11 protein-coding genes and 1 pseudogene are annotated in these 12,518 nt (G+C 71.6%); 5 read left to right on the top strand and 7 right to left on the bottom strand.

Features of this window, described 5'->3' with window-relative positions:
- Positions 1-404: 404 nt before the first annotated feature.
- The 6 genes and pseudogenes from ACIGXJ_RS25590 to ACIGXJ_RS25565 all read right to left on the bottom strand — a co-directional run.
- A pseudogene (locus ACIGXJ_RS25590) lies at positions 405-1,076 on the bottom strand (NADH-quinone oxidoreductase subunit J); the annotation flags it as partial.
- Positions 1,073-1,639 carry a NuoI/complex I 23 kDa subunit family protein gene (locus tag ACIGXJ_RS25585; RefSeq protein WP_399649633.1) on the bottom strand — a complete coding sequence of 189 codons (567 nt, stop codon included), beginning with the start codon at positions 1,637-1,639 and terminating at the stop codon, positions 1,073-1,075. The gene ACIGXJ_RS25585 and the pseudogene ACIGXJ_RS25590, both read right to left, overlap by 4 nt.
- A gap of 2 nt (positions 1,640-1,641) precedes the next feature.
- Positions 1,642-2,610, bottom strand: a complete 969-nt coding sequence (locus ACIGXJ_RS25580) for an NADH-quinone oxidoreductase subunit H (protein ID WP_399649631.1) — start codon at positions 2,608-2,610, stop codon at positions 1,642-1,644.
- Complete coding sequence (locus ACIGXJ_RS25575) at positions 2,607-4,019, bottom strand: NADH-quinone oxidoreductase subunit C (RefSeq protein WP_399649628.1); 1,413 nt, start codon at positions 4,017-4,019, stop codon at positions 2,607-2,609. Before ACIGXJ_RS25575 ends, ACIGXJ_RS25580 begins: the two co-directional genes overlap by 4 nt.
- On the bottom strand, positions 4,016-4,627 hold the full coding sequence (locus ACIGXJ_RS25570) for an NADH-quinone oxidoreductase subunit B (protein WP_399649626.1): 612 nt from the start codon (positions 4,625-4,627) through the stop codon (positions 4,016-4,018). The genes ACIGXJ_RS25575 and ACIGXJ_RS25570 overlap by 4 nt, the downstream gene beginning before the upstream one ends.
- A complete protein-coding gene (locus ACIGXJ_RS25565; protein WP_399649623.1) occupies positions 4,618-5,025 on the bottom strand; it encodes an NADH-quinone oxidoreductase subunit A in 408 nt (135 codons plus the stop codon). Before ACIGXJ_RS25565 ends, ACIGXJ_RS25570 begins: the two co-directional genes overlap by 10 nt.
- A 216-nt stretch (positions 5,026-5,241) precedes the next feature.
- Between ACIGXJ_RS25565 and ACIGXJ_RS25560 the strand changes: the two genes are divergently transcribed.
- The 5 genes from ACIGXJ_RS25560 (at position 5,242) to ACIGXJ_RS25540 (ending at position 12,069) form a co-directional block, all read left to right on the top strand.
- Positions 5,242-6,435, top strand: coding sequence for a sensor histidine kinase (locus tag ACIGXJ_RS25560; protein ID WP_399649621.1), 1,194 nt, complete (start codon positions 5,242-5,244; stop codon positions 6,433-6,435).
- A gap of 110 nt (positions 6,436-6,545) precedes the next feature.
- The gene (locus ACIGXJ_RS25555) at positions 6,546-7,916 is read left to right on the top strand and encodes a sensor histidine kinase (protein WP_399649618.1); all 1,371 of its coding nucleotides are present in this window, start codon (positions 6,546-6,548) and stop codon (positions 7,914-7,916) included.
- Between the two features lie 256 nt (positions 7,917-8,172).
- Complete coding sequence (locus tag ACIGXJ_RS25550; protein ID WP_399649616.1) at positions 8,173-8,844, top strand: LuxR C-terminal-related transcriptional regulator; 672 nt, start codon at positions 8,173-8,175, stop codon at positions 8,842-8,844.
- 254 nt (positions 8,845-9,098) lie between these two features.
- Positions 9,099-11,027 (top strand): 2-oxoacid:acceptor oxidoreductase subunit alpha, encoded by a 1,929-nt coding sequence (locus tag ACIGXJ_RS25545; RefSeq protein ID WP_399649613.1) that lies wholly within the window; start codon positions 9,099-9,101, stop codon positions 11,025-11,027.
- Positions 11,020-12,069 carry a 2-oxoacid:ferredoxin oxidoreductase subunit beta gene (locus ACIGXJ_RS25540; RefSeq protein WP_399649610.1) on the top strand — a complete coding sequence of 350 codons (1,050 nt, stop codon included), beginning with the start codon at positions 11,020-11,022 and terminating at the stop codon, positions 12,067-12,069. Before ACIGXJ_RS25545 ends, ACIGXJ_RS25540 begins: the two co-directional genes overlap by 8 nt.
- A 28-nt stretch (positions 12,070-12,097) precedes the next feature.
- Here ACIGXJ_RS25540 and ACIGXJ_RS25535 read toward each other — a convergent pair whose 3' ends face one another.
- The gene (locus tag ACIGXJ_RS25535) at positions 12,098-12,496 is read right to left on the bottom strand and encodes a winged helix-turn-helix transcriptional regulator (protein ID WP_399649607.1); all 399 of its coding nucleotides are present in this window, start codon (positions 12,494-12,496) and stop codon (positions 12,098-12,100) included.
- Positions 12,497-12,518 lie beyond the last annotated feature (22 nt).

Genomic DNA, 12,518 nt, shown 5'->3' with positions numbered 1-12,518 from the left:
GGCTCGGACTCGCCAGCGGCCTCCGACGGGCTCTCGGCCGCGGGGCGGCCGGTGGCGGCGGAGGACTTCGCAGTCTCCGATCGGCTGCTGTCCGCGGACGGGCTCGCGGCAGCGGATCGGCTCGCGCCCTCGGACCCGCTCGTGGTCGGGGACGGGCTCGGCGCCGCCGACTGGCCCGTGGTCGGGGACGGGCTCGGCGCCGCCGACTGGCTCGGCGCCGGCGACTGGCTGGTGGCCGCAGAGGGGCTCCGGTCTGCGGACGGGCTCCCCGCTGCGGAGGAGCTCACGGCCTCAGACCGGCTGGGCCGCGCGGCCGGGTCGGCTGCCTCCGCGGGGCCCGTTCGCGGGGCCGTCCCCGCTCGCTCCGCCGTCCTCGCGCCCGGCCGGGTTCCCCCAGTCGACCTCGTTCGCCCGATCGGGTGATTACGGGAATTCGGGGCGAAGGGGGAACCACCGGTGGCGGCCCGGAAGTTCACAGGGGGAGAGCTCGACTCCGCCTTGGCCTTGCGGGACAGGACGATCGCGCCGACCAGGGCCGCGAGGAGCAGGACGGAGAGGGCCTCGAAGGGGAGGACCCAGTTCTGGAAGAGCGCCTCGCCGGTGACCTCGGTGGAGCCGGCCGGGGCGCCGTCGAGGTCGATCCAAGTGGTGCGGAAGGCGTCGACGACCACCCAGATCAGGGCGGCCGCCGAGGCGACGGCGACCGTGAGGGCGGCCCAGCGGTTGCCGGAGTCCGCGTCCGGGGAGCGGCCGATGGGAGCCCTGGTGAGCATCAGCCCGAAGAGAAGGAGGACGACGACGGAACCCACATAGATCAGCACCTGCACCCAGGCGATGAACTCGGCGGTGAGCAGGAGGTATTCGACGGCGAGGCCGCCGAGGGTCACCACCAGCCACAGGGCGGCGTGCACCAGCTGCCGGGTGGAGACGGTGATCAGGGCGGCGCCGAAGGTGGCCAGGCCGACGAGGAGGAAGGCGATCTCCACGCCGGTCGGTGAGAGGAAGCCGTGGCTGTCCGCGGCGACCGTGGTCAGCGCGGTGGAACCGGGGGCCACGGCGAGGGAGGCGAGGCTCACGCGTCCCCTCCCCGCGGGTCGGCCGGCTCGGTCGGCTCGGCCTGGGCGGCGGCGAGCTTCTCCGCCGTCTTGCGGGCCGCGGCGATCTCCTTCGGTTCCTCCGCACCCGGGTCGAGCGCGGGCGGCGCCGGCACCGTCCACATCCACTCGCGGAGCTTGTCGCGCTCGTGGGTGAGCTCGTGGATGTCGGTCTCGGCGTACTCGAACTCCGGGGACCAGAAGAGCGCGTCGAAGGGGCAGACCTCGATGCAGATACCGCAGTACATGCAGAGCGAGAAGTCGATGGCGAAGCGGTCGAGGACGTTGCGGCTGCGCTCGCGTCCGCCGGGCGTCGCCGCCGGGATCGTCTCCTTGTGGGAGTCGATGTAGATGCACCAGTCGGGGCACTCACGGGCACAGAGCATGCAGACCGTGCAGTTCTCCTCGAACAGGCCGATCACTCCGCGGGTGCGGGGCGGGAGGTCGGGCTGGACGTCCGGGTACTGCTCGGTGACGGTCTTCTTCGTCATCGTGCGAAGGGTGACGGCCAGGCCCTTGGCGAGGCCGGAGCCAGGAATGGCCATGGTTACTGGATCACCACCTTGACGATGCCGGTGAGGGCGATCTGGGCGAGAGAGAGGGGGACGAGGAGCGTCCAGGAGAGCTTCTGGAGCTGGTCCTCGCGCAGCCGGGGATAGGTGACGCGGAGCCAGATCACGACGAAGGCGAGGACGGCCGTCTTCAGCAGGGTCCACACCCAGCCGAGGCCGTCGGCGCCCCAGGGGCCGTGCCAGCCGCCCAGGAACAGGACGGTGGTCAGGCCGCACAGGACGACGATCCCTGCGTACTCGGCGAGGAGGAAGAGGGCGAAACGAAGACCGGTGTACTCGGTGTACGCGCCGAAGATGATCTCGGAGTCGGCGACGGGCATGTCGAAGGGAGGCCGCTGGAGCTCTGCCAGACCGGCGACGAAGAACACGATCGCGCCGACGATCTGCCAGGGCAGCCACCACCACTCGAACGCGTCGAGGATGCCAGGCAGAGAGACGGTGCCGGCCGCCATCGCCACCGAGGCGGCGGCGAGCAGCATCGGGAGTTCGTAGGCGAGCAGCTGGGCGGCCGTGCGCAGGCCGCCGAGGAGGGAGAACTTGTTGGCGCTGGCCCACCCGGCCATGAGCGAGCCGAGGACGCCGACGCCCATCACCGCAAGGACGAAGAAGACACCCGCGTCGATGACCTCACCGACCGCGCCTTCGCTCGGGCCGATCGGGATGGCGAGCAGCACGAGGAGGTAGGGCAGCAGGGCGACGGCCGGGGCGAGCTGGAAGATCCGGCGGTCCGCGCCCGCGGGGACGACGTCCTCCTTCTGCGCGAACTTCACGCCGTCGGCGACCAGTTGGGCCCAGCCGTGGAAGCCACCGGCGTACATAGGGCCAAGGCGGCCCTGCATATGGGCCATCACCTTGTGCTCGGTCTGGCCGATGATCAGCGGGAAGGTCAGGAAGACGCCGAAGACGACCAGGAGTCGCAGGGCGACGTCGAGCGCGTCGTTCACTGCGGGCCTCCTGCGGGGTCGGCGGGGCGTTCGGGATGGCTGGGGTCTGCGTCCTTCGACGGCGCGTCGGGCTTCGAGGGCTCTGCGGGCTTCGAGGGCTCTGCCGGCTTCGACGGCTCCGCGGGCTCGGACTCCGGGGCCGGGCCAGGGGCAGGGGTCTGTTCCGTCGGCGCGGTGACCTCCGGCTTCGGCCGCTCGGGGGCAGGCGTCCCGGGCGGCTCAGGGCTCGGCTCGGTCTCGGCCGCGCCCTTGGCCCGCGGCGCCTTCGGCCGCTCGGGGGCAGGCGCAGCCACCGGCTCCCGTTCAGGTTCGTCGAAGGCCGGGCGGGCGTGGTGCCACGGGGCGTCGGCGCTGCGGGGGGCCGTGCGGGGCTTGGGCCCGGCCGGGGCCGGCTGTCCCGCGGAAGGCGGCTGCTCCGCCGGGGGCTCCTGCTCGGCGGGAGCCACGGCGCGCTGCGAGGCCGAGCCCTGCGATGCGCTGCGGGCACGCCGAGGCCCTCCCGGGGCGGCGGGGGCTGACCCGCCTGCCGGGGTCGGCGGAGTCGCGGGGGTTACCTCGTGCGCCGGGGCTGCCCCTCCCGCCGGGGACGGCGAAGTCGCAGGAGCCGCCCCGCCCACCCCGGTCGCCGGGGCTGCCGCTGCGGCGGGAGCCTCCGTCGCTGGGTGTTGGGACGCTGAGCCCTGGGACGCGCTTCGGGTGCGGCGAGCCGGGGTGGCGGGGGTTTCCGTGGCCGGGGCCGTCTGGCTCGCGGAGCCCTCCGAGGCCGTGCGGGCGCGTCGGGCCGGGCGTTCGCCGGCGGGGCGGGCGGCGCCTCGGGCGGGTCGGGCCGGGGCCGGGGGGAGCTGGCCCTTCAGGGGGCCCCAGTCGTTGGGGTCGGGGACGCCCGGGGGGAGCATCTGGCGGCGCTTGGGGCCGCCGTGGTCGGACTCGCCCGGCTCCTTGGCGCCTGGCCACGCCTTGGCGACGCGGGCGGCGAGGACGAAGTCCTTGCGCAGGGGGTGGCCCTCGAAGGTGTCCGGGAGGAGGAGGGGCTCCAGGCCGGGGTGGCCCTCGAAGGTGACGCCGAACATCTCGTGGGTCTCGCGCTCGTGCCAGGCGGCACCGGCGTAGACGTCCACGGCGGAGGCGAGGGTCGGGCTCTCGTGCGGGACGGTCGTGCGGAGGAGGAGGCGGTGGACCGGGTGGAGGGCGACGACGTGGGCGGCGACGCGGAAGCCGGTGCCGGGTTCGTCGACGGCGCTGAGCCAGTCGAAGTAGGTGCAGCTCAGCTCGTCGCGGGCGGTGCGCAGGGCCGGGATCCAGGCGGCCGGGGGGACGTCGACGGTGAGGACGTCGTAGGACTCCTCGGCGGTGGCCTCCGGGCCGAAGAGTTCCTCGGCGGGGGCGGGCAGCCAGCCGGTGGTGGTCATCGCGTGCCCTCCGTGGCCGGGTCGGTTCCCTCGGCCGGCGCCGGCGGCTTCACCAGGCCGCTCTGCAGGGCCGCCGCGGAGGGGCGGGTGCCGTAGCGCTCGTCCAGGGACTCGCGGGCGATCTTCTCCTGGAGCTTGAGGATGCCTTGCAGCAGCGCCTCGGGGCGGGGCGGGCAGCCGGGGACGTAGACGTCGACGGGGATGATTTGGTCGACGCCCTTGGTGACCGAGTAGGAGTCCCAGTAGGGGCCGCCGCAGTTGCTGCACGCGCCGAAGGAGATGACGTACTTGGGCTCGGGCATCTGCTCGTACAGGCGCTTGACGGCAGGGGCCATCTTGTCGGTGACCGTGCCCGACACCACCATCAGGTCGGCCTGGCGCGGGCCCGGGGCGAAGGGGATCACGCCGAGGCGGATGAAGTCGTGGCGGGCCATCGACGCGGCGATGAACTCGATGGCGCAGCAGGCGAGGCCGAAGTTGAAGACCCACAGGGAGTAGCGGCGGCCCCAGTTGAGGACCACCTTCATGGGCTCGGGGGCGAGGCGCGCGAGTGCGCCCAGGCGCTTCGGCTCGGGGAGCAGGACCGGTTCGGAGGGGGTCACGTCCATGCCAGGACACCCTTCTTGTACGCGTACAGCAGGCCCACAGCCAGGAAGCCGAGGAAGATGAACATCTCGACGAGGGTCGCCGCCCCGTAGCCGGGCGCGGCGAACACGGTCGCCCAGGGGAACAGGAAGATCGAGTCGACGGCGAAGATGACGTAGAGGAAGGCGTAGACGTAGTAGCGGACCTGGGTGTGGGCCCAGCCCTCGCCGACCGGGTCGACGCCGCACTCGTAGGTGAGGAGTTTCTCGGGGGTGGGCACGACGGGCCTCAGCAGCCGGCCGGCCCCGAAGGCGACGGCGACGAACAGCACGCCGACGGCGGCGAGCAGTCCCACGACCGAATAGGACTGGAAGTAGTCCGCCGCGACGACGACAGCCGGTTCGACGGTCGGTTCCCGCACGTCCGTCCCCTCGCTCCCTGGACTTCGGCCCTCGATCCCCGACGGCCTCTTGTTCGACGATCTGTACGCACGGGAGTCTAGGCCCTGATAAAGAGGCGGTAAGCAGCCCGTCACGCCTTGAGATGACCTTGAGACGCCAGGGGTGGGGTTTTCCCCAGCAGAGCCGGGCGGTCCGCCTCATGGCGTGGCCGGGCGCGGCCGGGCAGGCTGAGCCGTATGACCGAACGTACTCCGTCCGTGGGCGCCGAGACGGCCGAGCCGTTGCCGCCGCCGCGCCTCGCCTACGACGCTCACACCTGGAGGGAGATCGCGCATCTCCTGGCGAACTTCCCGATGGCGCTACTGGGCTTCGTCTATGTGACGACCGTGGTGTTCACCAGCGCGTTCCTCACCGTCACCGTGATCGGGTTCCCGTTGCTCGCGGCGGGGCTGATGGGTGCGCGGCAGTTGGGGAAGCTGGAGCGGGCGCGGGCCCGGGCGTTGCTCGGGGTGCGGGTGGAGGAACCGTCGCGGCTGCCGATGCGCGGGCGGGGCGGGTTCCTGCAGCAGCTGTGGATGATGCTGAAGGACCCGGTGGGCTGGCGGACGCTGCTGTACGACTTCATCCGGCTGCCGTGGGGGGTGCTGACCTTCACGCTGACGCTGGTGTCGTTGTTCGTGCTGTGGCCGGTGCTGCCGTATCTGGCACGGGGGCTGGCGAACGCGGACCGGGCGATGGTGCGCGGGCTGCTGTCGCCGTCGGACGAGCTGGAGCGCCGTATCGCCGAACTGGAGTCCGACCGGGGGGTCGTGGTCGACACGGCGGCGGCGGATCTGCGGCGGATCGAGCGGGACCTGCACGACGGGGCGCAGGCGCGGCTGGTGAACCTCGCGATGGGTCTGGGCCTGGCGAAGGAGAAGCTGCTGGAGGACCCCGACGCCGCCGCCTCGATGGTGGCGGAGGCGCACGGCGAGGTGAAGCTGGCGCTGCAGGAGCTGCGTGATCTGGCGCGCGGCATCCATCCGGCCGTGCTCACCGACCGCGGCTTGGACGCGGCGCTGTCGGCGGTGGCGTCGCGGTGCACGGTGCCGGTGAAGGTGACCGTCGATCTGGGCGCGCGGCCGGCCGAGGCCATCGAGGGGATCGCCTACTTCACCGTCTCGGAGCTGCTGCAGAACATCAGCAAGCACTCGGGGGCGCGTACCGCCGCGGTGGAGGTGTGGCGCAGCGGGGACCGGCTGCTGATCCAGGTCGGGGACGACGGCCGGGGCGGGGCGCGGCTGGACGGCGGCAGCGGGCTGCGGGGGCTGGCCGAGCGGCTGGACGCGGTCGACGGGCTGCTGGTCGTGGAGTCGCCGGAGGGCGGTCCGACGACCGTCACGGCCGAGCTGCCCTGGCGGGAGCGGGCCACGGTGCCCGGCCGGGGGTAGGGAAAACCCCCCTTCCGGGACGCCGACGGACTCCATGGTCCGCGGCGTCCCGGGCCGACAGTCTGGACGTACGACAGCAGGAATCCGCGAGCAGAAACGGACGGCGGGCGATGGCCACCACGCGGTACGGGGACACCGGGTACGGCGACACCGGGTACGGGCAGGGGTACGGGCCGGACTACGGGCGGCGTCACGGCGGGCGGCGCCGGCTGCCCACCGGGCTGCGGGCGCCGTTCGAGGCGCGGCACTGGAGCGAACTGCTCTATGTCCTGGTGAGCCTGCCGGTGAGCGTGCTGATGTTCACCTACGCCGTGACGATGGTGTCGCTCGGGGCGGGTCTGCTGGTGACGTTCCTCGGCATCCCGGTGCTGGCGGCGGCGCTCGCCGGGTGCCGGGGGCTGGGGGCGCTGGAGCGGGTGCGGGCCCGGGCGCTGCTGCGGCTGGACGTGGCCGATCCGGAGCCGCTGCGGATGCGCGGCAACGGGCTGATGGCGTGGATGGGTGCCGTCTTCAAGAGCGGCTCGTCCTGGCGACAGCTGCTGTACGCGGTGCTGCACCTGCCGTGGGCGGTGTTCTCCTTCGCCGTCGCGGTCAGCTTCTGGTCGTACGGCTGGGCGATGCTGACGTATCCGCTGTGGTTCTGGTTGTTCCCGGCGTACGCGGGTCAGGACGGACTGCAGCTGTACGGAGACGAGACGCACGCGATCTATCTGGACAACCCGTTCGAGATCGGGGTGACGGCGGTCCTCGGGCTGCTGGTCACGCTGGCCACGCCGTGGATCGTGCGGGCGCTGACGATGGTGGACCGGCTGCTTGTGCAGGGGCTGCTGGGGCCGTCGCGGCTGTCGGCGCGGGTGGTGGAGCTGGAGTCGGACCGGGGGGTCGTGGTCGACACGGCGGCGGCGGATCTGCGGCGGATCGAGCGGGATCTGCACGACGGGGCGCAGGCCCGGCTGGTGGCGCTGGCGATGGATCTGGGGCTGGCGAAGGAGAAGCTGACCGAGGATCCGCGGGCGGCGGCGCGGATGGTGGACGAGGCGCACGGCGAGGTGAAGACGGCGCTGCAGGAGCTGCGTGACCTGGCGCGCGGCATCCATCCGGCCGTGCTCACCGACCGCGGTCTGGACGCCGCGCTCTCCGCGGTCGCCTCCCGCTGCGCGGTCCCGGTCACGGTCGAGGTCGACCTGCCCTCCCGCCCGGCCCCCGCGATCGAGGGCATCGCCTACTTCACCGTCTCCGAGCTGCTGCAGAACATCAGCAAGCACGCGCGGGCCCGGTCGGCGGGCGTGGACGTGTGGCGGGCCGAGAACCGGCTGATGCTCCAGGTGACGGACGACGGAGTCGGCGGCGCCGACGCGAGCCGGGGGTCGGGCCTGGCGGGCCTGGCGGAACGGCTGGACGCGGTCGACGGCGTCCTGGTGGTGGACTCCCCCGCGGGCGGTCCGACGACGATCACGGCCGAGCTCCCGTGGCGCGGCTGACCGGCCCCGGATGAAGGCACGGCTGACCGGCCCCGGATGACGGACAGCCGACGGGCCCGCGATGACGGGTCAGCCGACCGGCCCCCGCTGACGGGCGGCTGACCGGCCCCCGCTGACGGGCGGCTGACCGGCCTCGGAGAAGGGCAGCTGACCTGATTCGGTCACCTGCTCCCCTCACTTCCCCCCGCCGACCCCGATTCCCTGGAATGCTTGAGCACCGTACGGGCAGAGCCAGGGCACGGGGGGACAGAACAACGTGGAGAACAGAGTGCGCGTAGTCATCGCCGAGGACTCCGTGCTGCTCAGAGAGGGCCTGACCCGGCTTCTGACGGACCGCGGTCATGACGTGGTCGCCGGAGTCGGGGACGCCGAGGCCCTGATCAAGACCATCACCGAGCTGGACGCCGAGGGCGCGCTGCCGGACGTGGTCGTGGCGGACGTGCGGATGCCGCCGACCCACACCGACGAGGGCGTACGAGCCGCCGTACGGCTGCGGCAGTCGCACCCGGGGCTCGGCGTCCTGGTGCTGTCGCAGTACGTGGAGGAGCGCTACGCCACCGAACTGCTGGCCGGTTCCAGCCGGGGCGTGGGCTATCTGCTGAAGGACCGGGTCGCCGAGGTGCGCGAGTTCGTGGACGCCGTGGTGCGGGTAGCCGGAGGGGGTACGGCGCTCGACCCGGAGGTGGTCGCGCAGTTGCTGGGGCGCTCCCGCAAGCAGGACGTGCTCGCGGGGCTCACCCCGAGGGAGCGGGAGGTGCTGGGGCTGATGGCCGAGGGCAGGACCAACTCCGCGATCGCCAAGCAGCTGGTGGTCAGTGACGGCGCGGTGGAGAAGCACGTCAGCAACATCTTCCTCAAGCTCGGGCTGTCGCCGAGCGAGGGCGATCACCGCCGGGTGCTGGCCGTGCTCACGTATCTGAATTCCTGACCCGCCCATCCGGACTGCCGGCTCTCGTTTCCCGGCTCGTCACCGGCGTATCCGAACTCCCGGCCGGCGTATCTGAAGCCGGGGCTCGTTTTCGAGCCACGGTCGAGCCCAGAACCGAACAATGAGCGGAGTACGTCTTCAGGGCAACGCGCGAGTGGTCCAGGGAAGGCGACCCTTACAGACGTAGGGTTGATCCTGGGAAGGCCTGCGGGAAGGCCGCTCCCCGACAGCCGCCTCGAAGGAGGTCCAGTTCAGTGACCAGCCAGGTCAGCAGTGCAGCGGAACAGGCCGACGGAGCCGTCGTAGGAGAGCAGCGCAAACCGGCCGGGGCGAAGGACGTCCGGCGCGTCGACCGGGTGATCATCAGGTTCGCGGGGGACTCCGGTGACGGGATGCAGCTCACCGGTGACCGCTTCACCTCGGAGACGGCGTCCTTCGGCAACGACCTGTCGACGCTGCCGAACTTCCCCGCCGAGATCCGGGCGCCCGCCGGCACCCTGCCCGGTGTGTCGAGCTTCCAGCTGCACTTCGCCGACCACGACATCCTCACGCCGGGCGACGCGCCGAACGTGCTGGTGGCCATGAACCCGGCCGCGCTGAAGGCGAACGTGGGGGATCTGCCGCGCGGCGCGGAGATCATCGTCAACACGGACGAGTTCACCAAACGGGCGATGCAGAAGGTCGGCTACGACAGCAATCCGCTCGAGGACGGTTCGCTGGACGGCTACCACCTCCACCCGGTCCCGCTGACCACCCTGACGGTGGAGGCCCTGAAGGACTTCGACCTCACCCGCAAGGAGGCCGAGCGCAGCAAGAACATGTTCGCGCTCGGCCTCTTGTCATGGATGTACCACCGGCCGACGGAGGGCACGGAGAAGTTCCTGACGTCGAAGTTCGCCAAGAAGCCGGACATCGCGGCGGCGAACATCGCGGCGTTCCGCGCGGGCTGGAACTTCGGGGAGACGACCGAGGACTTCGCGGTCTCCTACGAGGTGGCGCCGGCGGCGAAGGCGTTCCCGGTGGGCACCTACCGCAACATCTCCGGGAACCTGGCGCTGGCGTACGGGCTGATCGCGGCCTCCCGGCAGGCGGATCTGCCGCTGTTCCTGGGCTCGTACCCGATCACCCCGGCCTCCGACATCCTGCACGAGCTGTCGAAGCACAAGAACTTCGGTGTGCGCACCTTCCAGGCCGAGGACGAGATCGCGGGCATCGGTGCGGCGCTCGGCGCGGCGTTCGGCGGCTCGCTGGCGGTGACGACGACGAGCGGGCCCGGTGTGGCGCTGAAGTCGGAGACGATCGGGCTGGCGGTGTCGCTGGAGCTGCCGCTGCTGATCGTGGACATCCAGCGCGGCGGTCCCTCGACGGGTCTGCCGACCAAGACCGAGCAGGCTGACCTGCTGCAGGCGATGTTCGGCCGCAACGGCGAGGCGCCGGTCCCGGTGGTCGCCCCGTGCACCGCGGCGGACTGCTTCGACGCGGCGCTGGAGGCGGCCCGGATCGCGCTGGCCTACCGCACCCCGGTGTTCCTGCTGTCGGACGGCTATCTGGCCAACGGCTCCGAGCCGTGGCGCATCCCGGACCTGGACGAGCTGCCGGACCTCCAGGTGCAGTTCGCGCAGGGCCCGAACCACACCCTGGACGACGGCTCCGAGGTCTTCTGGCCGTACAAGCGCGACCCGCAGACGCTCGCCCGCCCGTGGGCGGTGCCGGGCACGCCGGGTCTGGAACACCGTATCGGCGGCATCGAGAAGCAGGACGGCAGCGGGAACATCTCCTACGACCCCGCCAACCACGACTTCATGGTGCGTACCCGCCAGGCCAAGGTCGACGGCATCGAGGTGCCCGACCTGGAGGTCGACGACCCGCACGGCGCGCGCACGCTGGTGCTGGGCTGGGGTTCGACGTACGGCCCGATCACCGCGGCGGTACGGCGGCTGCGCACGGCCGGGCAGCAGATCGCGCAGGCCCATCTGCGCCACCTCAACCCGTTCCCGCGCAACCTCGGCGAGGTGCTGCGGGCCTACGACCGTGTCGTCGTGCCCGAGATGAACCTCGGTCAGCTCGCCACGCTGATCCGGGCGAAGTATCTGGTGGACGCCCACTCGTACAACCAGGTCAACGGCATGCCGTTCAAGGCGGAGCAGCTCGCCAGGGCCCTGAAGGAGGCCATCGATGACTGAGGCACTGAAGCTGGTCCCCAAGGCCGAGGCCAGGCAGTCCATGAAGGACTTCAAGTCCGATCAGGAAGTGCGCTGGTGTCCCGGCTGCGGTGACTACGCGATCCTCGCCGCGGTGCAGGGTTTCATGCCGGAGCTGGGGCTGGCCCGCGAGAACATCGTCTTCGTCTCCGGCATCGGCTGCTCCTCGCGCTTCCCGTACTACATGAACACCTACGGGATGCACTCCATCCACGGCCGCGCCCCGGCCATCGCGACGGGGCTCGCCGCCTCCCGAAGAGACCTGAGCGTGTGGGTGGTGACCGGTGACGGCGACGCGCTGTCCATCGGCGGCAACCATCTGATCCACGCGCTGCGCCGCAATGTGAACCTGAAGATCCTGCTGTTCAACAATCGGATCTACGGGCTCACCAAGGGCCAGTACTCCCCCACCTCCGAGGTCGGGAAGATCACCAAGTCGACACCGATGGGGTCGCTGGACGCGCCCTTCAACCCGGTGTCGCTGGCGCTGGGCGCCGAGGCGTCGTTCGTGGCCCGCACGATCGACTCCGACCGCAGGCACCTGACCGATGTGCTGCGGCAGGCCGCCGCCCACCCGGGCACCGCGCTGATCGAGATCTACCAGAACTGCAACATCTTCAACGACGGCGCCTTCGACGCCCTCAAGGACAAGGACTCCGCCGACGAGGCGCTGATCCGGCTGGAGCACGGGCAGCCGATCCGCTTCGGCACGGACCTCGCCAAGGGCGTCGTACGCGATCCGGCGACGGGTGATCTGAAGGTGGTCACCGTGACCGCGGAGAACGAGGCGCAGGTGCTGGTGCACGACGCCCATGCGCCGTCCCCGACCACGGCGTTCGCGCTGTCCCGTCTCGCCGACCCCGACACCCTGCACCACACGCCGATCGGCGTGCTGCGTTCGGTGGAGCGGCCGGTCTACGACGTCCAGATGTCCGACCAGCTCGACCGGTCCATCGAGCAGAACGGCAAGGGCGATCTGGCGGCGCTGCTGGCTGGCGGGGACACCTGGACGGTCCTCGGCTGACCGGCCTGTCTCTCAGGAGGCGTTGCTTTCAGGAGGCCCGGGCGCCCGTCGCCCGGGCCTCGTCGTATGCCTGACGGGCTTCCTGTACGGCGGTCATGCGCCGCTCGGTCCACGCGGCGAGGGCGCGTACCTGCTCGGCGGCCTCGCGGCCCAGCTCGGTGAGGGAGTAGTCGACGCGCGGCGGGATGACCGGCTGGGCGGCACGGTGGACCAGGCCGTCGCGCTCCAGGGTCTGCAGGGTCTGGGTCAGCATCTTCTCGCTGACGCCCCGGCCGGTCCGGCCGATCTCCCGGCGCAGCTCGCTGAACCGGTAGGAGCGCTCGAGCAGGGCGATCAGCACGAGGACGCCCCAGCGGCTGGTGACGTGCTCCAGGACGAGGCGGTGCGGGCACAGGGCCTCGGAGTCCCACGCGGTACTTACTGCCATGCCAGTACCTTACTTCAAAGTG

It is taken from the genome of Streptomyces sp. NPDC053367 (assembly GCF_044545925.1).
Taxonomy (GTDB): Bacteria; Actinomycetota; Actinomycetes; order Streptomycetales; family Streptomycetaceae; genus Streptomyces.
Note: the sequence above shows the minus strand (reverse complement) of the source record. Positions and strands in the feature narration are given on the sequence as shown.